The organism is Brachybacterium timonense (assembly GCF_900258505.1).
GTDB lineage: Bacteria > Actinomycetota > Actinomycetes > Actinomycetales > Dermabacteraceae > Brachybacterium > Brachybacterium timonense.
Genome location: NZ_LT984895.1, coordinates 754,210 through 777,351 on the forward strand (window position 1 = coordinate 754,210; position 23,142 = coordinate 777,351).

At 67.6% G+C, this 23,142-nt stretch carries 20 protein-coding genes; 6 read left to right on the plus strand and 14 right to left on the minus strand.

Annotated features, from left to right (window positions below; all coding sequences use genetic code 11):
- The first annotated feature begins 81 nt into the window (after positions 1-81).
- Complete coding sequence (locus tag C8271_RS03215; protein WP_138774509.1) at positions 82-750, plus strand: hypothetical protein; 669 nt, start codon at positions 82-84, stop codon at positions 748-750.
- A gap of 72 nt (positions 751-822) precedes the next feature.
- Here C8271_RS03215 and C8271_RS03220 read toward each other — a convergent pair whose 3' ends face one another.
- The 4 genes from C8271_RS03220 to C8271_RS03235 form a co-directional block, all read right to left on the minus strand.
- The gene (locus C8271_RS03220; protein WP_106506090.1) at positions 823-1,656 is read right to left on the minus strand and encodes an energy-coupling factor transporter transmembrane component T family protein; all 834 of its coding nucleotides are present in this window, start codon (positions 1,654-1,656) and stop codon (positions 823-825) included.
- The gene (locus C8271_RS03225; protein ID WP_106506091.1) at positions 1,653-3,467 is read right to left on the minus strand and encodes an ABC transporter ATP-binding protein; all 1,815 of its coding nucleotides are present in this window, start codon (positions 3,465-3,467) and stop codon (positions 1,653-1,655) included. The genes C8271_RS03220 and C8271_RS03225 overlap by 4 nt, the downstream gene beginning before the upstream one ends.
- 13 nt (positions 3,468-3,480) lie before the next feature.
- Positions 3,481-4,032, minus strand: coding sequence for an ECF-type riboflavin transporter substrate-binding protein (locus C8271_RS03230; protein ID WP_106506092.1), 552 nt, complete (start codon positions 4,030-4,032; stop codon positions 3,481-3,483).
- A 76-nt stretch (positions 4,033-4,108) separates the two neighbouring features.
- Positions 4,109-4,954, minus strand: coding sequence for an SAM hydrolase/SAM-dependent halogenase family protein (locus tag C8271_RS03235; RefSeq protein WP_106506093.1), 846 nt, complete (start codon positions 4,952-4,954; stop codon positions 4,109-4,111).
- 121 nt (positions 4,955-5,075) lie between these two features.
- Between C8271_RS03235 and C8271_RS03240 the strand changes: the two genes are divergently transcribed.
- Positions 5,076-5,885 carry an endonuclease/exonuclease/phosphatase family protein gene (locus tag C8271_RS03240; RefSeq protein WP_106506094.1) on the plus strand — a complete coding sequence of 270 codons (810 nt, stop codon included), beginning with the start codon at positions 5,076-5,078 and terminating at the stop codon, positions 5,883-5,885.
- A gap of 58 nt (positions 5,886-5,943) precedes the next feature.
- Here C8271_RS03240 and C8271_RS03245 read toward each other — a convergent pair whose 3' ends face one another.
- From C8271_RS03245 to C8271_RS03265, 5 genes are all read right to left on the minus strand, one after another.
- Positions 5,944-6,954, minus strand: coding sequence for an LLM class flavin-dependent oxidoreductase (locus tag C8271_RS03245; RefSeq protein ID WP_106506095.1), 1,011 nt, complete (start codon positions 6,952-6,954; stop codon positions 5,944-5,946).
- Between the two features lie 28 nt (positions 6,955-6,982).
- Positions 6,983-7,963, minus strand: coding sequence for a cation diffusion facilitator family transporter (locus C8271_RS03250; RefSeq protein WP_106506096.1), 981 nt, complete (start codon positions 7,961-7,963; stop codon positions 6,983-6,985).
- Positions 7,964-8,030: 67 nt separating this feature from the next.
- Entirely contained in the window at positions 8,031-8,906 is an 876-nt protein-coding gene (locus C8271_RS03255; RefSeq protein WP_106506097.1) for a carbohydrate ABC transporter permease, read from the minus strand.
- Between the two features lies 1 nt (position 8,907).
- Positions 8,908-9,789, minus strand: coding sequence for a carbohydrate ABC transporter permease (locus C8271_RS03260; protein WP_106506098.1), 882 nt, complete (start codon positions 9,787-9,789; stop codon positions 8,908-8,910).
- A gap of 13 nt (positions 9,790-9,802) precedes the next feature.
- Positions 9,803-11,110 (minus strand): ABC transporter substrate-binding protein, encoded by a 1,308-nt coding sequence (locus C8271_RS03265; protein ID WP_170957784.1) that lies wholly within the window; start codon positions 11,108-11,110, stop codon positions 9,803-9,805.
- A gap of 298 nt (positions 11,111-11,408) precedes the next feature.
- Here C8271_RS03265 and C8271_RS03270 point away from each other — a divergent pair, with 298 nt between their 5' ends.
- From C8271_RS03270 to C8271_RS03285, 4 genes are all read left to right on the plus strand, one after another.
- On the plus strand, positions 11,409-12,479 hold the full coding sequence (locus C8271_RS03270; protein ID WP_170957785.1) for a LacI family DNA-binding transcriptional regulator: 1,071 nt from the start codon (positions 11,409-11,411) through the stop codon (positions 12,477-12,479).
- Positions 12,480-12,549: 70 nt separating this feature from the next.
- Complete coding sequence (locus C8271_RS03275) at positions 12,550-14,535, plus strand: glycoside hydrolase family 2 protein (RefSeq protein ID WP_170957739.1); 1,986 nt, start codon at positions 12,550-12,552, stop codon at positions 14,533-14,535.
- 78 nt (positions 14,536-14,613) lie between these two features.
- A complete protein-coding gene (locus C8271_RS03280; protein ID WP_106506101.1) occupies positions 14,614-15,636 on the plus strand; it encodes a ribonuclease HI family protein in 1,023 nt (340 codons plus the stop codon).
- On the plus strand, positions 15,633-16,187 hold the full coding sequence (locus C8271_RS03285) for a DUF4031 domain-containing protein (protein ID WP_106506102.1): 555 nt from the start codon (positions 15,633-15,635) through the stop codon (positions 16,185-16,187). The genes C8271_RS03280 and C8271_RS03285 overlap by 4 nt, the downstream gene beginning before the upstream one ends.
- Here C8271_RS03285 and C8271_RS03290 read toward each other — a convergent pair.
- The 5 genes from C8271_RS03290 to C8271_RS03310 form a co-directional block, all read right to left on the minus strand.
- The gene (locus C8271_RS03290; protein ID WP_106506103.1) at positions 16,154-17,701 is read right to left on the minus strand and encodes a sensor histidine kinase; all 1,548 of its coding nucleotides are present in this window, start codon (positions 17,699-17,701) and stop codon (positions 16,154-16,156) included. The genes C8271_RS03285 and C8271_RS03290 overlap by 34 nt on opposite strands.
- Before the next feature lie 29 nt (positions 17,702-17,730).
- A complete protein-coding gene (locus tag C8271_RS03295) occupies positions 17,731-18,450 on the minus strand; it encodes a response regulator transcription factor (protein WP_106506104.1) in 720 nt (239 codons plus the stop codon).
- Positions 18,451-18,634: 184 nt separating this feature from the next.
- Positions 18,635-19,186, minus strand: a complete 552-nt coding sequence (locus C8271_RS03300) for a LapA family protein (RefSeq protein ID WP_106506105.1) — start codon at positions 19,184-19,186, stop codon at positions 18,635-18,637.
- 147 nt (positions 19,187-19,333) lie between these two features.
- On the minus strand, positions 19,334-21,031 hold the full coding sequence (locus tag C8271_RS03305; protein ID WP_106506106.1) for an HNH endonuclease signature motif containing protein: 1,698 nt from the start codon (positions 21,029-21,031) through the stop codon (positions 19,334-19,336).
- A gap of 432 nt (positions 21,032-21,463) precedes the next feature.
- Entirely contained in the window at positions 21,464-23,140 is a 1,677-nt protein-coding gene (locus C8271_RS03310) for a DNA repair helicase XPB (RefSeq protein ID WP_106506107.1), read from the minus strand.
- Positions 23,141-23,142: the final 2 nt, after the last annotated feature.

Below are 23,142 nucleotides of genomic sequence, written 5' to 3' on the forward strand. Positions count from 1 at the left end.
TGAGGCGATCGCATCGGCCACAGCCGAGCATCCACAGCGCCCCGTTTCGGATAGCCGAAACGGGGCGCTGTGCATGTCAGGATGAGGAAGAAGAACCACAGCGCATCGGGGGCGACGATGAGGGAACGACGCGAGGCGCGCGCCGGTCGAGGGCGCCATGAGGGCTCACCCTGGACCGTGCGTCGGCGCGCGGCGATTCTGCTGCGGACGATGCCCGTGCTGGCACTGGCTGCGTTGCTGACCGGCTGTGGAGCATGGCCCGGCAGCGCCCCCGAATCGCCCCTCGATGAGGAGGCGGTCACCTGGCAGTACGACGAGGCCTCCAGACGTTGGTACGTGCCGGCCAGCGTGATGACGCAGCAGGAGACGGTCCACGAGGCCCTGCCCACGATCGAGCCGACGCTGGGTGTGTGGACTGAGGGACGCTTCTCCGACCCGGGGGAGCGCATCGCCATGCCTGCGCCCGACGACTACTGGATCCAGCTCGTCGTGCAGCTCGATCCGCAGGCGACGCAGAGTCTGATCGCTGACAGTGTCGGCGAGACAGTGCCCGCCGACGATGTGGCAGCTGAGCTCGTCCCCACCATGGAGCACGCTGCCGCCACATGTGAGGGCGGCTGGATCGATGCTGTCGAGGCGTTGCGCATGAGCGACAGCTCTGCCCCGCACCTGGGAACGGGCGCCATGATCAGCCTGGCCGCGATCTGCCCGTCCACGGGCGTGCTGGTCGTCTCAGCCGTCGACAGCTGAGCGTCAACGGCGCCCTCTGCGCACTCGGTCATTGCGCAGGCCGTAGCTGATGATGTCCGGCGACGATGCCCCTCAGCCCGCGAACGGGTTCCAGAAACGCCCGCCGTTCACCCACAGGAGGGCGACGGGCACGAGGGCCAGCAGCACAGCCGCGGCGATCACCAGCCAGTCCGCTGCCCGCAGTGGCGTGCTCACCGCCCAGGTGCGTCGGCGTCCGCGGCCGAAGCCGCGCAGCTCCATCGCCGCGGAGACCTGCTCGATCCGGTCGAAGGTGCCCAGCAGCAGCGGCATGAGCACCGCGACCGTGTTCCGCACCCGCGTGCCGATGCCGACCTTGCGTGAGACGTCCAGCCCCCGGGCCTGCTGCGCCTGCGAGATGACCCGAAACTCGCGTTGCACATCGGGGATATAGCGCATAGTGAGCGAGACCGCGTAGGCAGCGCGGTACGGCACGCCGATCCGGTTCAGGCTCGAGGCGAACTCCGGCGGCCGGGTGGTGGTGATGAACAGCAGCACGGCCGGGAGCACCGCGAAGTATTTCGCGGTGACGTTCGCCTGGTAGAAGAGCTGCTCACCGGTCAGGTCCCAGTGCCAGGGGCCGTCGATCAGCAGGTGGTGGGTGCCGAACAGTTCCGTTCCGTACCCGGGGGCGAACAGGAAGATGCCGATGTTGTTCAGCACCATGAAGATCCCGATCATCCACAGCACGAAGGCGAGGTCCCGCAGCCGCACACGGGAGAGCGCCCACAGGATCGCGGACAGCACGCTCACCGCGAGCAGGTAGCGCAGATCGAAGCCGACCATGGCGCCGACCACCACGCCGATGGCGAGCGCGAGCTTGGAGACGCCGCTGAGGCGGTGCAGGAGACCGGGCCGGTCGACGTAGCCGAGGATGGGGCTGCTCATCGCTCCTCCTCGCCGGTGCTCGTGCCGGGCGCCTCGGCGGAGGCAGCGTCAGCTCGCCGCTGGGCTTTTTCGGTTCGTCGGCGAGCACGCTCGGCCCGGTCGACCTCGACGAAACGCCGCACGAGGGCGTGGGCGTCAGCGATCCCGCACCGCTGCGCGAGGGTGTGCAGGCCCGTGGTGACGAGGTCTGCTCGATCGCACACGTCCTGATCGGTGAGCACGCGGGCCGGGTCGTCGTCGGCGATGAGCCGGCCATCGGACATGACAAGCACCCTGTCGGTGTATTCGAGTGCGAGATGCATATCGTGGGTGATGAGCAGGACGGTGGTGCCGCGGGCGTTGATGCGGTGCAGGAAGTCCATGAACTCGGTGTAGTGAGCGAAGTCCTGCCCGGCAGTGGGCTCGTCCAGGATGAGCACGTCCGGGTCGAGGGCGAGCACGCAGGCGATGCTGACGCGTTTCTTCTGGCCGTGGCTCAGTGCGGAGATCGGCCAGGAGCGGAACGGGGCGAGGCCGCAGACATCGAGCATCTCGGCGGTGCGTTCCGCGATGCGGTGCTCATCCCAGCCGCGGGCCCGCATGCCCAGGGCTATCTCCTCAGCGATCAGGGGGCGCGAGAGCATCTGCCCGGGTTCCTGCAGCACGAAGCCCACCTGTTCGCCGCGCTCGGCAATGGACCACTGTGCGGCATCGGCCGACCCGATCCGCACCACCCCGTCGGTGGTCTGCTCGAAGCCGCAGATCACGCGGGCCAGGGTGGATTTGCCGGCGCCGTTGGAGCCGAGCACGCCGATCATCTCGCCGCGGTCCACGCGCGCGGTGATGCCGTCAAGGATGCGCACGCTGTGTTCAGGTCCGGGGCGCAGCGTGCAGCCGACGTCTGTCAGCGTGAGGGCGGGAGGTCGAGCGTCGGCCCGTGGGGGAGCGCTGCGATCAGCGCGCGCGACCCACGTACGCATGGCCTCGACCTGCTGCGGAGTCAGCTCGATCCGCTCGGCGCTGCCGGGGTGCTGCGCGGCCGTGACGGGTGCGCCTGCGTACCGCAGTGCCGCCACATGCAGCGGCGGCCGGATGCCGTGCTGTTCCAGCAGGCCGGAGGCGATGATCTGATCCGGGGCGTCGTCGGCGATGATCCGGCCCGCGTCCATGAGCACGATCCGGTCGAGATCGCGGTGGAGCACGTCCTCGAGGCGGTGCTCGACGATGATGACGGTGGCTCCCAGGTCGCGGTGCAGCGTGTCGATCAGCTCGACAGCGCTTCGCCCGGAGGCCGGGTCGAGGTTCGCCAGCGGCTCATCGAACAGCAACACCTCGACCTCGTCGACGAGCACCCCGGCGATCGCCACCCGCTGTTTCTGCCCGCCGGACAGGTTATGCGGGGAGGCGTCAAGGCGATGCTCAATGTGGGCGAGCTCGGCGGCGCGGCGCACACGCGGCGCCATCTGCTCGTGGGGGACTTGCTGATTCTCCAGGCTGAAGGCGATGTCCTCCGCGACAGTGAGGCCGACGAACTGGCCGTTGGAGTCCTGCAGCACGGTGCCGACGTGCCGCGCGGTCTCCACGAGCCCGGCCTGCGCCGGGTCGGCGCCCGCCACGCGGATGGTGCCGGTGGCAGTACCCGCGTAGCGGTGGGGGATCAAGCCGTTCAGGGCATGGATCAGCGTGGACTTGCCCGATCCGGAGGCGCCGACGATCGCCACCTTCTGCCCGGCCTCGATCCGCAGATCGATGTCGCGCAGGGTGGGTTCGGACTGGGTCCGGTACTGGAAGGAGTACCCGATCAGCTCGATCGGCGGCGCAGCAGGAGTCACAGCAGCGGGCAGGTCACTTCTCGACGGTCAGCGAACCGGTGCGCGTGCGGGTGCGGGAGTACACCAGCAGAATGAGCGTGCCGATCACGCAGGTGAGCACCGAGTTTGCGGCGAAAGCGAAGACGCCCTGCACGAACACCTTCGAGGCCGGCTCGGAGTAGATGAGGACGTCACCGAGCGGCGCGACCAGCAGCCACGCGACCGCGTGCGCGATCACCACGCCGATGGTGAACCGGGCGATCGTGCGGCCACCGAACTCGCCCTCGTGGATGAGGTGGCGCAGCATCACGAGGCCGACGATCAGGCCGAACACGGCGCTGGCGAGCTCCCAACTGAACCAGATGCCATATCCGGTGGCGTCGGTGAGCACGTGCCCGATGAGACCCGCGAGGGCGCCGACGACCGGGCCGTACAGCACAGCGAACACGGCGAGCACTGCGTACTGCAGCGCGATCGCGGTGTTCGGAATCGGGGAGGGAATCGCCACGAAGCGGGCGAGTACGAAGAACAGCGCGGCACCGATGCCGGTGGCGACGACCTGGGTGACGGGGGACGTGCGATGCACGGGAACTCCTGTTCGTGGGGTGGGGGAGTGGGGCGGCGCCTCAATGCCGGGCTGGCCGCGAGGGCGGGAGAGCTGGTCAGCTCGGCGTGACGGGGGTGATGCTCACGCGCCAGGATTCCCCGGTGCCCAGGGAGAAAGCGCGTGCATAGTGCCCGCGGTTGATGGCGATCGCGGCACGGTCGAGCGAGTTGATGTAGAGCAGGGATTCGCCGACCTCGACGTCAGCGAAGCTGCGGGCGTAGCTCATCTGTGCGGAGTGCACGGCGGACCCATTGTGGTGCACGCGCAGCTGCACCCGGTCGCCGTGGCCGATGCCGAGTTCGGTGAGCAGGGCGCGGGGAATGGAGGTCCACAGGGAGCCGTAGCGCACGTCCAGGGTGTCGATGCAGCCGTGCACGCTGCCGCCGGTGATCTCTGGCTCGGTGACCGGGAGCGTCACCAGGTGTGAGAGATCCACGGCTGGCCCGACCTGCTCGTAGCTGATCACGCCGGCGGCGAGTCGCGCCCCGGTGTAGGCGTAGATGTCGCGGCCGTGGAACGTGTAGGACTCTTCGGATCCGGCACGGCGGTTGACGGTCTCGTCGATCTGCCGCAGCTCGGTGATGCCGACGAAATGATGCAGGTGGGTGAGGGTGCCGTTGTCGGGCGTGACCACCAGATGTCCGGTTGCCGTGCGTGCCACGACGGAAAGCCGGTCGGAGCCGACGCCCGGATCCACGACGGACACGAACACGGTTCCCTCTGGCCAGTACGCGGCCACCTGAGCGAGGCGATAGGAGCCCTCCCAGATGTCGTACGGCGGGATGTTGTGGGTCAGATCCGTGATGCGCAGCGAGGGAGCGACACCGACGGCGACGCCGTACATGGCGCTCACGGCGCCATCATCGAGACCGAAGTCGGACTGCAGGACCAGGGTGTGCATGAGCGCAGTATGCGCCCTGTGCACGGTCGCGGCACGGCCTGTGCGTCACATGCCGTCATGTTGTGATCTGGGATGTGATCTGCGCGGCGTTCGGTGCCGCACAATGCCGCACAATGGGCTTATGTTTCCCGCTTCTGCTGCTGCGCCAGCCCTGACCGTGCTCACCCAGAACATCCGCATGGCCTCGCCATCCACGGCCCCGGGGGACCCCGACCATTGGGAGGATCGGCGCCATGCACTCGCGCAGCTGCTGACAGACAGCGCAGCAGATGTGGTGGCCACACAGGAGGTGCTGGCTGGGCAGATTCCGGTCCTGCATTCTGTTCTGGGACAGACGCATCTGCAGCTGGGTTTCGGCCGCGAGGGCGGTGGCCGGGGTGAGCACAATCTGCTGTTTCTGCGCCGTGACCGCTTCGAGGTGCTGGACTGGTTCCAGTTCTGGCTCTCACAGCAGCCGTTACTGATGGGGTCGACGGGCTGGGATGCGGCCTGCCCGCGGATCGCGGTGCTCGCGACGGTGCGGGACCGCGTCACTGACGAGACGTTGACGCTGGTCAACACGCATCTGGACCATGTCAGCGAGGATGCACGTGTGCAGGGCGCTCGGGTGATCCTCGAACAGATCGGCGCGATCAGCGAGGCCGGGCCGGTGGTCATCACCGGTGATTTCAATGCGGCAGCGGGCTCGAGCGAGACGTGGCAGCTGTTCCAGCAGGCTGGTTTCCAGGACTGTCATGACGGTGCCGGCGAGCACCTGGGCGAGGACATCGGCACGTTCCCGGACTATGAGGACCCTGTGGTCGGTGCCGATCGGATCGACTGGATCCTCACCCGCGGCGTCGAGACGGACACCTACAGTGCGCAGGCGTACCGGCACGACGGCGCCTGGGCGAGCGATCACGCCGCGGTGGCGGTGACGCTGCACTGCTGAGTGCGCTGGGATATCGCTGGATTCCCCCGGGTGCCGTTGACGGCCGTGACCGGCCCGGTCAGGCGCCGAGCCCCCACGCGTCGGCGAGCAGCTCGAGAGCGTGCAGCCGGTCAGCAGGGTCCGCGTAGTAAGCGGTCAGGATCAGTTCGTCGGCGCCGGTCGAGTCAACGATCTGCTCAAGCTGCTCCACAACGGTCTGTGGGGAACCGACGGCTTTGACCGCGAGCGTCTGCTCCACACGGTCGACCAGTTCCTGCGGGGCCACCTCGTGAATCGGGCGGGGCGGCTGGATCTTCTGCCGCTGACCGGTGACCACGCCCAGGAACATCTGCTGCAGCGTCGTGTACTGGCGCTGTGCTTCGTCGTCGGTGTCACTGACCACGAGGTTCACACCCACCATCGTGTGCGGGGTGTCGATCTGGGCGGTCTGCGCCTGCGCATCGAAACGGTCACGGTAGACGTTCAGCGCCTGCAGATGCTGGAACGGCGCGAAATGGCTGGCCACGGCGAAGGGCATGCCGAGCGTTGCGGCGAGCTGTGCGCCACTGACTGTGGATCCCAGCACCCACATCGGCACCTCGGTGCCTTCGGCCACCGCTGCAGAGATCTGCCGCGTGGTGGCGTGTTCGGTGCTGGACCACGCACGCATCTGCGCCACCGACTCGATGAACGCCGACGGTTCAGCGCTCGTGCGTGACAGCAGCTGCGCTGTGAGCGGGTCTGTGCCAGGTGCGCGGCCGAGTCCCAGGTCGATGCGGTTGCCGTGCATCTGCACGAGAGTGCCGAACTGCTCGATCACCGTAAGCGGCGCATGGTTGGGCAGCATGATGCCGCCGGAGCCGACGCGGATTCGTTCCGTCAGACCTGCTGCCTGCCCGATCAGGAGCGCGGTGGCGTTGGAGGCCAGGGAGCGGGTGTTGTGATGCTCGGCGAACCAGTAGCGGTGGTAGCCCAGGCGGTCGGCGGCCTGCGCCCCGTCCATGGAGGCGGTGATCGCCTGGGCGGTGCTCATTCCCTCGGAGATCGGCACCAGATCGAGGATCGACAGGGGGACATGCGGGGTGCTCATGCGGCGAATCTATCGCGGGGTGAGTCTTCTATCGCGCGGGCGGAGCCGTGGCTTCGCCGCCCTCGCCGCGAATCGGCACGTGAGCGTCCGGAATGTCGTCGTAGCTGGCGGGGTCGGAGATCGGCTCGAGGTGGGTGAGCACCACCAGCTCGGGCAGGGCATCGGTGAGCTCGTGCTCGAGTGACTCGATGTAGTCGTGGCCGCGTTTGACGGTCCAGTCGTCCGGCACGAGCACGTGAACGTTCATGAATTTCTGCTGGCCGGCTTCGCGGGTCTGCAGGCCGTGGAAGGCCACCGGGTCCTCGCCGTCGGCGCGCCGACGCAGAATGCCGGTGATCACCTCGTGGTCCTCCTCGCCGAGGGATTTGTCGAGCAGACCGGAGACGGATTCAGAGACGAGACCCACCCCGGTGACGATGATGTTCACACCCACCGCGAAGGCAACGATCGGGTCGAGCCGCTCCCAGCCGGTGAGCCAGACGAGGCCCACCCCGAGAATCACTCCGACGGACGTCCACACATCGGTGAGCAGATGTTTGCCGTCGGCCTTCAGAGTGATGGAGCGGTGCCGGCGCCCTGCCCGCAGTAGCACCATCGCTACGGCTCCGTTCAGCACGGAGGCGATCACCGAGATCCCCAGGCCCCAGCCAACGTTTTCGAGCGGCTCAGGGCGCACGAAGCGCTGCACGGCGGTCACCAGGATCACGGCGGCAGCGACGAAGATCATCGTGCCTTCGACGGCTGCGGAGAAGTATTCGGCCTTCGCCCGCCCGTACAGGAACCGCTCGGTGGCCGGCTGCGCAGCGATCTTCAGCGCGATGAGGGCGACTACCGCGGCGACCAGGTTCACGGTGGATTCGGCGGTATCGGAGAGCAGACCCACGGACCCGGTCATCGCCCAGGCGCCGCCCTTCAGGGCGATCGTGGCGATCGCCGCGGCGATGGACAGCCAGGCGAAGCGGGTGAGGTCCGTGGGGGTGTGCGTACGGGTTTCGGTAGGGGCGTTCACAGGGGTGTCACCTCGTCGAGAGCGGCTCTCGCGCCGAGAGTCGACCCCAGCGTACGCGCCGATGAGGTCACTGCCCGCCGCCGAGCCCCGTCGCCGTGAAGCCGCTGACGATCTGTCGCTGGAACACCGTGAACAGGATCACCAGAGGCAGGCCACCGATCACGGCGCTGGCCATCGACTGGGCGTACTGGAGGCCGTAGGCATCCTGGACGGTGCCCAGACCCACGGGGATCGTCATCAGCTCTGGCGAGTTGGTGATGATGAAGGGCCACAGGAAGTTGTTCCACGCGCCGATGAACACGAAGATCGCCACAGCCACGAGGATCGAACGCGACAGCGGCAGCACCACCGTGGCGAGGATCCGCAGGTTCGAGGCGCCGTCCAATCGGGCGGCCTCCTCCAGTTCGGTGGGCACCTGGTCGAAGAAGTTCTTCAGCACGATCACCATGAGCGGAGCAACGATCTGCGGCAGCGTCACCCCGGCCAGCGTGTCCGACAGTCGCAGCAGCTTCATCTGCTCGAACAGCGGCACGATGAGGATCTGCGGGGGCACCATGATCGCGGCGACCGTCAGACCGAACAGAACGCCGCGGCCGGGGAAGCGGTGGCGGGAGAAGGCGTAGGCGGCAGGGACCGAGACCAGCAGGGTGAGTGCCGTGACCGCGGTGGAGACCAGCAGGGAGTTCCAGAGCCAGCGCGGCAGGCCGGAGGCGGAGAGCACGGCGGTGTAGGCATCGATGCTCCACCCGTGCTCGGGCCAGAACCGCAGGGGAGTGGCCGCAGCGTCGGCCTCGGTCTTGAACGAGACGGACACGGCGAACAGGATCGGCAGCGCCCACAGGATCGCAGCGAGCGCGAGTGCGGCAATGGCGATCACTGTCACGGCGCGGGAGGAGCCGAGGGTGAGGCGGCGAGTGCGGGCGGTATCCGTGGCGGAGCTCATCTCAGGCTCCCTTCTGCTGGCGACGCATGATGGCGACCTGGGCCAGCGACAGCACGACGATCAGGGCGAAGAACAGGTACGAGATGGCCGAGGCGTAGCCGAGTCGGTAGCCGACGAATCCCACGTCGTAGATGTACTGGAGCACCGACCGTGTCGCGCCATCGGGCCCGCCCGCAGTGAGCAGAAAGATCTGGTCGAAGACCTTCAGCGAGGCGAGGATCTGCAACAGCAGGATCAGCACCGTGGTGGGACGGACCATCGGCAGGGTGACGGACACGAGTCGACGCCAGGGACCGGCGCCGTCGAGTGCTGCCGCCTCGTATACGTGATCCGGGATGCTCTGCAGAGCGGAGAGGTACAGCAGGAAGTTGAATCCGATCGTCCACCACACAGTGACCAGGGCGATCGCCCACATAGCCACGTTCGCATCGGACAACCAGGGGATGTTCGAACCGCCGAGGCGCACCAGGAGCCCGTTGATGAGGCCGAAGTCGTTCGCATAGACCATGCCCCAGATCCCGGTGACCACGGAGACCGGCAGGAGGAACGGTGCGAAGAAGGACAGACGCCACATCCACTGGCCGGGCAGCCCGGTGGAGACGAGGTAGGCCAGCGCAAAGCTCAGCACCACGAGCGGCACCGAGGTGATCACCGTGAAGAACACGGTGTTGCCAAGGCTGGACCAGACGTCGGGGTCGGTGAGCGCCTCGGCATAGTTCGCGAGCCCCGTCATCCGCACCCGCGGCGCGGCGAGGGACCGGTCGGTCAGGCTCATCCACAGGCCGTAGAGGATCGGCCAGACGAGAAAGAGTGCGAAGACGACGACGTAGGGGATTGTGAACCAGATCGCGCCGCGGGAGGCGAGTGGAGTACGGGTGCTCATCGGTGTGTCCTCCTCACGCCGTCGGGTCGGGGCTGGCGAGCATGTCGTTCAGGACGTCCACGAGCGACTCAGCGGCGCGGCCGGGTTCCTTTTGCCCGCGGAAGCCCTCGATGAGTGCCTGGGACATCCGGTTCTGGAAGTCGGTGCCGCCGCCGGCGAACCACACCGGCGGATCGAACACGGCGACCTCGGCGGCCTGCTTGTACGAGTTCTGAATGGTCAGCTCCCGGTATGTTGCGCTGTCCTGTGCGGGCAGGTAGGCGGGGATGTGTCCGGCGGTGCCCCACTGGTCTCCCAGGGCCAGGATTGCAGCGACGAACTCATAGATCCGCCGACGGTGCTCCTCGGAGACCTCGCGCTGGGCGGGCAGCACATAGGCGTGTGAGTCGGCGTAGTTGGCAGGGGTGCCGAACATGGTGGGCATCGGCATGGCCGCCACGTTCTGCTCGCCTTTGGTGTCCAGGAAACCGGTCAGCTCCCATTCCCCGGAGAGGATCATGCCGTTGCGGCCGTTGTTGAAGGCGGCCAGGGCCCCGCCGTAGTCCTGGTCCGGGGGCATCACGGTGCCGTCCATCCAGCTGTGGATGGCGTCGATGACAGAGGCAGCCGCGTCGATGTCGAGCTCTGCCGGGGAGCCGACCTCGATCGTCGCGTCGCCGCCGGTCTGGTGGTACAGGCCCCAGAAGAGACGCCACGCCTGGGCGGTGTCCAGCAGGAATCCGAAGCCGATCCCGGCGCTGCCGGTGACCTCGCCGAGCTTTCGCCCCACCTCAGCGAAACGTTCGGGGGAGTCGATCTCGATGGTCCCGTCGCTCTCGAGCACGTTCGCCTGCTCGGCGATCTCGGGGTCGAAGAAGACGATGAAAGGGTGCGTGTCCAAGGGAACTGCAAAGAGTTCGCCCTCGTATGTGCACGACGTCCACAACGCCTCGGTGAAGTCCTGCTGGGTCGGGCCGACGTTGGCAAGCTGTGTGAGATCCCAGGGTTCGAGCAGCCCACCGGGGGCGAAACCCGGCATGCGTGAGACGTGCATGATCGCCGTGTCCGGCGGGGACTGCGAGGATGCCGCCATCGCGAGTTTCGTGTAGTACGGGCTGCCCCAGGCGAGCGTCGTGGGGTCGACATTCAGGCCGTCACCGTCCGCGATGACGTCGGCGATCATTCCGCGCATGTTGGCGCCGTCCGCGCCGGAGAAGAGATCCCAGACAGCGACCGTGTCGGGGTCGCGACCGGTCGCTCCCGAGCAGGCGGCCAGCGCGGGCAACGTCGTGGCGAGCGCGGCGCCCCCGAGCAGGCGTCTGCGGCTGAGGTGGGGGAGCACGGGAATCTCCTCGGGCTTATACACATCTGACGCTGCCGACGAACTAAGCTGTCTAGACATCCGGGCGGCCTGTCCCGCTGAAAACCAAAAACACATCAGGNGTCGTGGGCGGGTGGGCATGAGCGGGCGACAGTGTTTCCCACGTGAGACTTTATGATGACCCCGGTCACGTCGATGCGGCAACCGGAAGCGCCCGATGCCCGCCGGGGCAGGGCCGCACATGATGGGCGGGGCCGCACATGATGGGATCGTGCGGCGAGAGGCGCGGGAGGAGGGGAGTGATCGGGTGGCGGCACGCGTGAGCATCAAGGATGTCGCGGCGCTCGCCGGTGTCTCCTGGAAGACGGTCTCGAACGTCGTCAATGACCGTCCGGTGGTGCGGCCCGAGACCCGCGCGCGAGTGGAACGGGCGATCGAGGAGCTTGGCTATGTGCCCAATGCTGTTGGTCGCGAACTGCGCGGGGGGAGCACGAAGGTGCTGTCCTTGGTGGTCCCCGAACTCGCCAACCCGTACTTCGCCCGATTGGCCGAGCAGATGCAGGTGCAGGCACGTCGTCGAGGCCTCCGCGTCAGCGTCGAAGTCTCTTTGGGGGATCGCGAGGTCGAGCGCGCGCACGCGTGTGGCCGTACGGCACGCCCGGTCGACGCCGTGATCCTCTCCCCGTCAGCGCTCACTGCCGCCGACCTCGCTGACAGGCGGTCGGGGCCTCGCCTGGTCCTGCTAGGCGAGTCGATGGCGGCGCTGCCTGACGTGGTGCACGTGGCCATCGACAATGTTGCCGCGGCTGTTGATGTGGTTCGCCACCTGGTTGAGCAGGGCTGCTCGCGGATTCTGTTCCTGGGGGCTGAGCAGGGGGCACGCTCCACGGGCGGTGAGCGGGTCGCGGGGTTCCGTGCCGCCCTTCGCTTCGCCGGTCTCGAGGATGATCCACGCCTGCTGGTTCCGGCTGCGCGCTGGGATGAGGCAGCCGGCCACGATGCCCTTGCCGAGGTGCTTGCGGCTGGGCTCGCACCTGATGCGGTGCTGTGCGCGAATGATCGGCTGGCCGTCGGTGCACTGGCTGCGTTGCGCGAGGCGCAGCTGTCCGTGCCTGAGCAGGTCGCGGTCACAGGGTGGGATGACCTGCCGTCGTCGGCCTGGATTGATCCACCGCTGACCACGGTCGCGCCGGACTTGGAGGCATTGATCTCCGCTGCGCTGGATGCGGCCCTCGCTCCGAGCGCGGAAGGGGCTGAGCGTGTGGTGCCCCATCGTCTGCTCGTGCGCACCTCGAGTCGCGGCGGGACTGGTAGGTCCGCGCCCATCGGCCGCAACGTCGGAGGCGAGGCGCCGGATTCTCACGTTGCACTTTCGCCGGAGATCCACTGAGATAGAGGGCGACCCTGAACCGCCTCGCCGCAACGCCGGCCACGTATCCCCGTCGAGTACAGGAGCCCTCGTGACCACGACATCCGAGTCCACCTCGTCCTCCCGTACCTCCGAGTCCGCCGAGTGCCCCGAAACGCTGCTCGCGCTCTTCGAGCGGGCCGACGCCCTCGCCGCCGTGCTCGAGCCGCCACGGTCCGACGTCGGCTCCGTGCCGCGCCCCGAGCATCCTCGTCCGCAGCTGCACCGCCCGACCTGGCTGAATCTCAACGGTCTGTGGGGTTTCGAAATCGACCGGTCTGACACCGGCATTGAGCGGGGCCTTCTCGAACGCGAACTCGCCGAGGAGATCACTGTCCCGTTTGCTCCTGAGTCGAAGCTCTCCGGCATCGAGGACACCGACTTCCTTGAGGCTGTCTGGTACCGGCGTGAGGTCACCATCCCGTCGGACTGGGAAGGGCTGCGTCCCGTGCTGCGGTTCGGCGCTGTGGACCATGACGCGACCGTCTGGGCGAACGGCGAGGAGGTCGCTCGCCACCGCGGCGGATTCACCCCCTTCGATGCCGACCTCTCAGGCGTCGTCGGCCCTGGCGAAACGGTGACGATCGTGGTGCGCGCCCGCGACCCGCGTGACGCCGTACAGGCCCGCGGTAAACAGGCCACCTGGTTCCACTCCACGCACTGTCAGTACACCCGCACCACCGGCATCTGGCAGACGGTCTGGCTCGAGGGCGTGCCCGAGGCGGAGATTCGCCGCCTGCGCATCCTGCCGCAGGTGGCCACCAACTCCTTCAGCATCGACGTCTCGCTGCGGCAGAACCCGCGAGGCTCCCGTGTGCGCACCGAGGTGGGCGTTCCAGGCGGTGAGACCATCGCTGCCGCCGAGGCACGAGCGGATCTGGACCTCGCCCCGCAGCTGACGGTCGCCATCCCCGAGGAGCATGTACGCCTGTGGCGCCCCGGCAGCCCGGAGCTCTACACCGTGACGGTCGCCCTGGTGGACGCCGACGGTTCCGTGCTGGACGAGGTCTCCTCCTACGCTGGCCTGCGCTCGACCTCCCTGGAGGGTCAGGAGTTCCGGATCAATGGGGAGCGGATCTTCCAGCGTCTGGTGCTGGATCAGGGCTACTGGCGTGATTCGCTGATGACGGCACCGAATGACCGCGCGATCATCGATGACATCCGTATCGCGCTGGAGGCCGGGTTCAACGGCGCACGTTTGCATCAGAAGGTGTTCGAGGAGCGCATGCTCTTCTGGGCCGACCTGCACGGCTACCTCACCTGGGGTGAGTTCGGTGACTGGGGCGTCTCGGGCCAGGGGCCGCTGGGTCATAACCAGAAGCCCACCGCTTCCTTCATCGCGCAGTGGGTGGAGGCGGTGCGTCGCGACATCAATCATCCGTCGATCATCGGCTGGTGCCCGCTGAACGAGACCCACCAGGTGCTCCACGACGAGATCACGGTGCTCGACGACGTCACCCACGCCATGTATGACGCGACGAAACTTGCTGATCCCTCTCGCCCGGTCGTGGACGCCTCCGGCTACTCGCATCGAGTGCGCGGCGCAGATATCTATGACTCCCACTCCTATGAGCAGGATCCGGAGCGCTTCGCCGCTGAGCAGTCGGGTCTTGCCGACGGGCAGCCGCAGGTCAACCGCATCGAGCTGCCGCCGAACACGAAGCCGTACGCCGATGGTGCCTTCTCGATCCCGTACGACGGGCAGCCGTTCTTCGTCTCCGAATACGGCGGTATCTGGTGGAACGAGGAGGAGGCCCGGGCGGCAGAGAAGGCTGCCGCCGAGACCGGCACAGACCAAGCGGTGTCCTGGGGGTACGGCGATCGGGTGCGCAGCGAGGACGAGCTGTATGAGCGCTTCGAGGGCCTCACGCGCGTCCTGCTGGAGGACCCGCGCATGTTCGCCTACTGCTACACGCAGCTCACCGATGTCTTCCAGGAGAAGAACGGCGTGGTGGACTTCGACCGCGGCCGGAAGCTGGATCTTGCCCGCCTGCGCGCCGTGCAGGAGCGGCCCGCGGCCTATGAACAGGAGGGCTGAGCCAGCGGCGCTGGATCGTGCCGGGCGGCATGCCGCCCGCTGGCCAGGTATGTCAGGGTGCTGTGGAACCATGCGCCCATGACGATCACCGCTGCCGCAGACGGCTCCGCACTGGGCAACCCCGGCCCGGCAGGCTGGGCCTGGTACATCGACGAGCATTCCTGGCGGGCTGGCGGCTGGCCGCACGGCACGAACAATATGGGCGAGCTGAAGGCTGTGCTGGACCTGCTGGAAGCCACCGCCGCGGATGCGGATCAGCATCTGATCGTGCTGTGCGACAGCCAGTATGTGATCAACTCGGTCACCCGCTGGATGCCCGGCTGGAAACGCAAAGGCTGGCGCAAGAAGGACGGCAAGCCGGTGCTGAACGTCGAACTATTGCAAGCGATCGACCGTGCGCTCGCCGGGCGCAGTGTCGAGTTCGAGTGGGTGAAAGGCCATGCCGGGCATGCGTTGAATGAGGCGGCCGACGAGCGTGCACGAGCCGCGGCGACAGCGTTCTCGAAAGGCCAGGATCCGCGCATCGGCCCGGGCTATCGGGCGTCGACCTCGCAGGCGACCGCTGCCGTTGCCCCGTCGGCGCCCGAGATTGCAGCCCCGACGGCGCCCGCCACCATCGCGCCGTCAGCGCCTGCCCCCGCGCCCACCCTGTTCGACGACCTTGCCGCGACTGAGGCTCCCGCTGCTACCCCCGCCACAGCCACGGTCGCCACTACGCCCACCACAGCCGAGACCACCGCTACTCCCGCCACATCCATCCCTCTCACCACCGCGCTGGAGGACGTCGTCGCCCGGGAGCTGCTCCTGCTGCGCCCCGACGTGCGCGGCGATCGTGATCGCGCCCGCCTGCTCCTGCATCCCGCCTACACGGGGATCCGAGCATCGGGTGACGCTGATGACCGTGAGCAGTTCCTCGACGCCCTCGCACCGGTCACGGCGCTGGAGGCTACGGACATCGTGGCGGACGAGATCGCATCGGGCGTCGTGCTCATCCGGTACGTGTCGCGCTCGGCGGACGGCGTCACGGCACGCTGCTCATCGATCTGGGTGCAGACCGACGGGGAATGGCTGCTGCGCCACCACCAGGGCACGCCCACGTGAGCGTCTTTGCCGATGAGCCACGCTGGGCACGGCATGGCACGCTGTGGGGCCACCTCATCTCCGACGAGTCACTGGAGGAACTCCACGCCGCGGCCGAGGCGGCGGGCCTGCCGCCGCGCGCCTTCGACCTGGATCACTACGACTGGCCGGCGGCTGCCCGAGCAGACCTCGAACGCATCGGCATGCGGTTCGTCAGCTCCGGGGAGCTGACCCGTCGGCTGCTCGCGTCGGGTCTGCGGATCCGTGCTACCGATCGGCCACGAGCTCGCCGGCATCGTGCCGTGCAAGGCGCGCAGGCGCTGGGTCTGGAGTCGGTGCCGACGGACCTGGTGGTCGGGCGCCGCGGACATGTTGAACCGCTGCCCGCGATGCCCGGGGCGTTCCGCCTGACGCGGGATACGCCCAGCGGTGATGCCGTTATCCAGGCAACCGACGCCGTCGGCGAGCAGGCGGCGCAGGCGTGGATCACCCGCGTCGATGCCGGGCTTGCGCGGCGGGGTCGCGAGCCGTTCGTCGGTCAGGCGCTCGTGCTGCCGATCGGGCGGGTCTGATCCGGCGGAGCGTCGTCGGCCTGTGAGGCTGGCTGTAGCCGGAACCAGAAGGTCGCGCCGCCGCCGGGCGTCTTGTCCACGCCGATGCTGCCGCGATGCTGCGCGACGATCGTGGCGGCGATTGACAGGCCGAGCCCGGCCCCACCGCCCTGCGTCGCCGAGCGAGCCCGCGACGCGTCGGTGCGGTAGAACCGCTCGAAGACCTGCTCCCGCTGGTCAGCGTCGATACCAGGGCCATGGTCGCGCACCTCGATACGCACCATCCCGTCGGCGTCGGTGCCAGCGGCGATCTCGACGGGGGACCCCTTCGGTGTGTGGCGGTTGGCGTTACCCACGAGATTGAGGATCACCTGACGCAGCGATGCCTCATCACCGAGCACGCGCACCGGCACATGCGGATGCGTGCTGAGTGGCGTACCGGCGAGCGACGTGACCATCACCTGCCGACTGGGATCGAGGGCACGCAGATCCTGGGCGGCATCGAACAGGGCATCGCACAGGTCCACGCCCACCAGGTCGATACTGGGGTTCTCGTCCAGTCGAGCGAGCTGCAGCAGAGTCTCCACCAGGGATCCCATGCGTCGTGCCTCGTCCTCGATACGGCGCATAGCCTGGGCGACGTCGTCATCGGTGCGCAGCGCCCCCATCCGGTACAGCTCGCCGAAGCCGCGGATCGCCGCGAGGGGGGTGCGCAACTCATGGGAGGCGTCGCCCACGAACCGACGCATCTTCGCCTCGGATCGAGTGGCGCGCTCCTCCGATTCGGACTGTGCGGCGAAAGCCTGCTCGATCCGCACCAGCATCTCGTTGAGCGACAGCGACAACGCCTGCACTTCGAGGCTGGTGTCGGTCACCGGCACGCGACGGGTGAGATCCCCGGCAGCAATCTGGGTGGCCGTCGCCTCGACGTCCTGAAGGGGGACCAGGGAGCGATGCGTCATGTAGCCGCCGGCGCCCACGCCGACGAGAACCACCAGGGTGCCGACCAGCACGATGATCAGTGCCATCTCGTGCATGGTGCGGTCCACGCCGGCGAGCGGCAGGGCGACGAACACGCTGCCTCCGCTGTCGCCGGCATTGACCATGGCAGCGACGCGCCACCGGTTCTCTGCAGAGTCGACGACGGTAAACGGCTGCCCCTGACGCTGCACGATCTCGCGATCGGTCATGTCCGGGAAGTCGACGACGATGGCGGCATCCCCGTGGTGGTGAACGACCTTCTCCAGCGTGTGGCCGTTCTCATCGCGGATCTCGACAATGAAGTCCACTGGCGCGTAGCTCATCTCGCTGACGGCGTCGGGTTCCCCGGTGATCTCGATCGCGGCGAGGTTGAGCATCTCGTTCATGCCCGAGCGCAGGTTCGAATCCACCGACTGGATGAGGGTGCGGTTGAGCAGGAAGAGGAACACGCTGCCGGTAAGCAGCGTGCCTGCGACCAGGAGCAGGGTGATGAGCGCGACGATGCGCGTCCACAGCGACAGCGGACGGCTGGTGCGCCAGGTGGGTAGGGCCATGGTGCTCGGCGACGATCAGCCGACGGGGTTCAGGACGACTCAGCTTCGCGCAGCACGTAGCCGATGCCACGCTTGGTGTGGATCATCGGTTCGCCCACCACGTCGATCTTGCGCCGCAGGTAGGAGATGTATGACTCGACGATGCCGACTTCGCCGGACCAGTCGTAGTCCCACACATGGTCGAGGATCTGCGTCTTGGAGACGACGCGGCCCGCGTTGAGCATCAGGTAGCGAAGCAGCTTGAACTCAGTAGGGGACAGCTCGATGGGGGTCTCCCCGCGGTGGACTTCGTGGGAGTCCTCGTCCAGTCGCAGGTCGCCGACGACCAGGGCGGCGTCGACCTCGGCTTCGGATCCGGGATGTGTGCGCCGCAGCACGGCGCGGATCCGCGCGACGACCTCCTCGAGGCTGAACGGTTTGGTGACATAGTCGTCGCCGCCCACAGTGAGGCCCGTGACCTTGTCTTTTGTCTCGTCGCGGGCAGTGAGGAACAGGATCGGGTACTGCTCGCCGCGATCGCGCAGTCGGCGGGTCACGGTGAAGCCGTCCATGTCCGGGAGCATGACGTCGAGCACGATGAGGTCGGGCTGGTTCTCGGTGGCCTCGCGGATCGCTTCGTTTCCGGTGGCGGCCGTGAACACCTCGAATCCGGCGAAGCGCAGAGAGGTGGCCAGCAGGTCGCGGATGTTCGGTTCGTCGTCGACAACGAGCAGTCGTGCTTCGAACTCGGAGGCAGTCTCGGTGTTCATGTCTCCACGATCCTCCCCAGAGGTGGGAATCGGCTGGGAGTCAGCTGGGCGTGAGTGTGAGTGGCGGTGCTGTGAGCTGTTGGATGAGCTGAGCGGGCAACTTGGGGTTCGGCGCGTCACGCGTGAAGTCAACGCTGCCCGTGGAGTCAGCCCTCGCCCGTGGAGTCAACGCCGCCCGGCCGGCTTAGCGGGTTGCCCGGCGAATCTTCTCCTGGTTCTTGCGCAGCTTCCGGATGCTGAGGCCCATCTGGATCATGCGCACGGAGCCGACCAGCGCCATGACCAGCGCGCCCGCCACAGCGGCGAGCAGCATGGCGACGCCGAGCGGCAGCTGGAACTGGGCCCCGAAGTACTGGAACTGCGTCGTGACGTTGTTCTGGATGACGAAGATCAGCAGTAGCACCAGCACGATGGCGCCCAGGATGAGCGCGATCCACAGACCGATGTGCATGCCGCCGCTGGACACGTCGTCGACTGCTGGGGCAGAGGTGGAAGCGGAGGTGCGGGAATTGCGGGCAGCGGCACTGCGTGGGGCAGGGTCGCGCGGTGCGGTGCTGCCCGGTGCGGGGTCGCGCGGTGCGGTGCTGTCCGGTGCAGGGTCGCGCGGTGCGGTGCTGTGGGGCAGGTCGGCACCGTGACGAGCGTGGGGCCCCTGGTCGCCGTCCCGGTGGAGGTCAGTGTTCTGGGTGGAGTTCGCATCGCGCGGCTGGCCGCGGTCAAGTGGTCCGGTGCTCATAGTGATCCTTCGACGGAGGTGGCGAGACGTGGCTCAGCCTAGTGTCCCTGTTCTGCCTTCTCGATGTTCGGTGACGAGTAGGTGTGTGCAGTCGGTGCTGAGTGGCTCGTGCCCGAATCGGCGCGGCCGGCGTTAGAAGGGCCTGCGTTAGAAGGGTGGTGCATTCGGGCAGTCTCGTCCTCGGCACGTGAGGTCATACAGGGGGTGTGCCTGATCGATGTCCTGCCCGGTCGGGTCCGGCAGGATGCAGGTGCAGAGGCCCTGACGTCGGCGTCGTTCCTGCTCGCGCAGCAGCTCCGCGAATCGCGCATCCCGCGCTTCAGCATCGCGTCGTGCCGCTTCACGGGCTTGTTCGAGGTGCTGATGCGCTGTCCACGCAGCGGTAAGGGTTGCGACCATCTCTGGCGTCGCCAGATCACGGCTGTCATCGACCAGGAGCTGCACATCGGATCCAATCCGCCAGCGCGTGGCGGCGTTCGGAGCTGTGTCTGGTTTCGACTGCCGGGGAGGTGCTGCAATGCTGGGGGATTCTCTGGTCGTGTGAGCGGCACTCGGTCGGTGCGACTGTGGGGGCGGCTGGGGCGGTGGGTCTTCGACGCTTTCGGGATCGATGCGTTCGGGGTCGATGCGTCGATGCGTCTTGAGCCGGTGATGCCGTTGACACAGAAGGTGCAGGTTCGACAGTGCAGTCGGCCCACCGCGCAGCGGGTCGGCGTGGTTGAACTCTTCGATGTGATCGGCCTCTGACTCGCGGCGCGTGCTGCGAGTACATCCCGGAACTGCACACACTGGATTGCGTAGGCGCAGGTGTTCGAGCATCTGCGCGGTGGGCCTGTATGCATCAGCCGCCGCGGGTAGGTACATGCCCGTCGCGGGATCGGTGAGGATCCGATACCAGGTGCGCTCCTGCGCAGCGAGGGCTCGCGCCATGGGAGCGGGAATCGGATGCGTGCCCTCGACCATGCCGGGCGCATCGGATACGCCGAGCAGCGTGAGGGCAGGAACGACCACGTTCATGCGGAAGCGGTCGGGCGGTACTTCGACCCCACCGGTATCGAGAACCGTCCGGGTCAGCGCGGCGTAACGCAGAGCCGCTCGACGCAACGGCATGCCCGTCGTGCGTGCGGCTCCGTCCAGGCCGAAAGGGATCTCGGTGCCGTGCTCCAGGGCGTCGCGCTGGGCACGCTGCAGGGAGCGCGCGGCCGCATCGAGCCGGTGAGAGAGCGACAAGATCTCGGGGATTGGGCCGACGATGTGCATCGTCGCCGTCCCAGCGATCGAGTCAGTATCGATCAGGGCGACGTTCCGGAAGGACTCCGGGGGCGGGGGAGCTGCGGCCTCGTCGACCGTGGTGAGCCAGGTGATCAGCAGCCGCAGCTCACGGCGGAAGCGGCTCACTGCGATCGAGTGCAGGTCCCATTCCGCCACGCGTTCATCGATCAGGCTGAGCGTCTCGCCGGGCAGATCGCGGACCGATCGCAGCAACGTGGCGAACCAGCTGGGCGGCATGTCTCCGTGCGCGAGGCGTTCCAGAGTTCGCGGCAGGTGGGCAGTTGCCACATGCCCGTCGCGGATCAGAGCGGCAGCCTGTGTCGTGGTCACACGAAGGGCTGTTGCGACGGCGAGATCCGCCTCCTCGACGTCATCAAGGGCGCCCTCGGACAGCGTTGACGCGTCGCGATCCGCCCAGAATGGCGCGGCCGCCCGCAAGCGAGCAGCGAAGAGTGCGGACTCCTCGCGGCGAAGATCCCACAGGGCACGAACACGAGCAGAAGCCGTGGCATCGTTCTCGACACCAGCTGCGGCAGGTGCCTTTTCACGCGTGAGCGGAGTGCGCCCGCGCACCGTTCGGCGAGGGCCCGGGCCGAGTTCATGTGAGGGTCGGGGGCGCCGGGGGCCGTGTGATCGCGCACGTGAGCGATCCGGCTGTACATGCTCGAACGGGATACGTGTCGGGAGAGGCGCAGCGGAGCGACGCCGCGGTGCCTTGTATTCCATGGCCTCCCCCTTCCCCGTCTATCGAATGTGTGTTCGAGTGATGGATTCACTCTACGGAAGCCGACTGACAAACGAACCACCATCCGCCGGATGTGGATGACGACGAGTGGGGAGAAAACACGGGGTAGCGGAGGGGATGCGATAGGGGATGGAAATGGAGCAGGCGCGGGTGGCGTGGCGATGGGAGCGAAAGGACGCGCGTGGCGTGGTGATGGGGAGGGAGGGGCGAGTGCGGTACGGGAACGGACGCGCGCGACACGGCACCGCAATCACCGCCGCTCAGTCCGCTCCGACCTCACCCTCCGGCAGATCCTGCCCCGCCGCACAATCCTCCGCGTCGACAATCCGGTACGCATACCCCTGCTCGGCGAGGAACCGCTGGCGGTGCGCCGCGAAGTCCTGATCCTGCGTATCGCGCGCAACCACGGTGTAGAAGTGCGCCGTCCGGCCGTCGGCCTTGGGGCGCAGCAGACGGCCGAGCCGTTGCGCCTCCTCCTGACGTGACCCGAAAGCGCCGCTGACCTGCACTGCCACCGACGCCTCGGGCAGATCCACAGAGAAGTTCGCGACCTTCGAGACCACCAGGCGTGACAGCTCGCCGCTGCGGAATGCCGCGAGCAGCTCCTCGCGTCGCCTCACCGGTGTGCGGCCCGTCAGCAGTTCGCAATCCAGCCGTTGCGCGATCTCCTCGAGCTGATCAAGGTACTGCCCGATCACAAGCGTCGGCTCCCCCTCATGGCGAGCCGCGATCGCCGCGACTACGTCAAGCTTCGCCGGATGCGTCGCACCGAGCCTGGCCCGGTCCGTTGGCTCCGCCATCGCGTACGCCATCCGATCGGCCGAGGGCAGCGTGACCCGAACCTCCGTGCACACCGCCGGTGCGATATATCCCTGGGACTCGATGTCCTGCCATGGGGCGTCGTAGCGCTTCGGGCCGATCAGCGAGAACACCTCGCCCTCTCGCCCGTCCTCCCGCACAAGCGTTGCGGTCAGCCCGAGGCGCCGACGGGCCTGCAGGTCAGCGGTCATGCGGAAGACGGGCGCTGGCAGCAGATGCACTTCGTCGTACAGGATCAGCCCCCAGTCGCGGGCACTCATGAGCTCCAGATGAGGATGCACGCCCCTCCGCTTCGCCGTGAGCACCTGATACGTCGCGATCGTGACCGGCCGTACCTGCTTCGACGTGCCCGAGTACTCGCCGATCTCGTTCTCGGTCAGGCGTGTGCGCGCTAGCAGCTCCGCCTTCCATTGACGCGCCGAGACGGTCGAGGTCACCAGGATCAACGTGGTGCGCTGCATGGCAGCCATCGCCCCGGCGCCCACCAGCGTTTTGCCGGCGCCGCACGGGAGCACGACCACGCCGCTGCCCCCGTCGGCGAAAGCCTGCACAGCCTCCCGCTGGTAGGGCCGCAGCTGCCAGCCATCCTCACGCAGAGACACCGGATGCGCCTCCCCATCGACGTATCCGGCGTGGTCCTCCGCAGGCCAGCCCAGCTTCAGCAGTGCCTGCTTCAGGGCGCCGCGCTGCGAGGGGTGCACAGCGACCCGTGTGGGATCGATGCGCTCGCCGAGCATGCCCGCGACGCGGCGCGAACGCATGACCTCCTCGAGCACAGCCTGATCGACGCCATGCAGCACGAGTTCCCATTGGAGGTCGGCCTCCAGGCGCAGCCGACCGTAGCGGTCCATGGTGTCCGCGACGTCCACGAGCAGCGCATGCGGGACGGGGTAGCGCGAATGCTCGACCAGCGCCGCCACCACCGTCTCCGCGTCGTAGCCGGCGGCACGTGCGTTCCACAGCCCAAGGTTGGTGATGCGGTAGGTGTGCACATGCTCGGGCGCGCGTTCGAGCTCGGCGAATGGGGCGATCGCGGCCCGCGCTGCCGCGGCGCGTGGATGCGCTGTTTCCAGCAGCAGCGACTTGTCGCTTTGAACGATGAGAGGCCCGTCGGTCACCA

Excerpts from the sequence above, each read along its gene's own strand:
- C8271_RS03215 (WP_138774509.1), top strand. The coding sequence starts at position 82 with ATGAGGAAGAAGAACCACAGCGCATCGGGGGCGACGATGAGGGAACGA.
- C8271_RS03220 (WP_106506090.1), bottom strand. The coding sequence starts at position 1,656 with ATGAGCAGCCCCATCCTCGGCTACGTCGACCGGCCCGGTCTCCTGCAC.
- C8271_RS03245 (WP_106506095.1), bottom strand. The coding sequence starts at position 6,954 with ATGAGCACCCCGCATGTCCCCCTGTCGATCCTCGATCTGGTGCCGATC.
- C8271_RS03300 (WP_106506105.1), bottom strand. The coding sequence starts at position 19,186 with ATGAGCACCGGACCACTTGACCGCGGCCAGCCGCGCGATGCGAACTCC.
- C8271_RS03235 (WP_106506093.1), bottom strand. The coding sequence starts at position 4,954 with ATGCACACCCTGGTCCTGCAGTCCGACTTCGGTCTCGATGATGGCGCC.
- C8271_RS03260 (WP_106506098.1), bottom strand. The coding sequence starts at position 9,789 with ATGAGCACCCGTACTCCACTCGCCTCCCGCGGCGCGATCTGGTTCACA.
- C8271_RS03280 (WP_106506101.1), top strand. The coding sequence starts at position 14,614 with ATGACGATCACCGCTGCCGCAGACGGCTCCGCACTGGGCAACCCCGGC.
- C8271_RS03290 (WP_106506103.1), bottom strand. The coding sequence starts at position 17,701 with ATGGCCCTACCCACCTGGCGCACCAGCCGTCCGCTGTCGCTGTGGACG.
- C8271_RS03240 (WP_106506094.1), top strand. The coding sequence starts at position 5,076 with ATGTTTCCCGCTTCTGCTGCTGCGCCAGCCCTGACCGTGCTCACCCAG.
- C8271_RS03255 (WP_106506097.1), bottom strand. The coding sequence starts at position 8,906 with ATGAGCTCCGCCACGGATACCGCCCGCACTCGCCGCCTCACCCTCGGC.
- C8271_RS03295 (WP_106506104.1), bottom strand. The coding sequence starts at position 18,450 with ATGAACACCGAGACTGCCTCCGAGTTCGAAGCACGACTGCTCGTTGTC.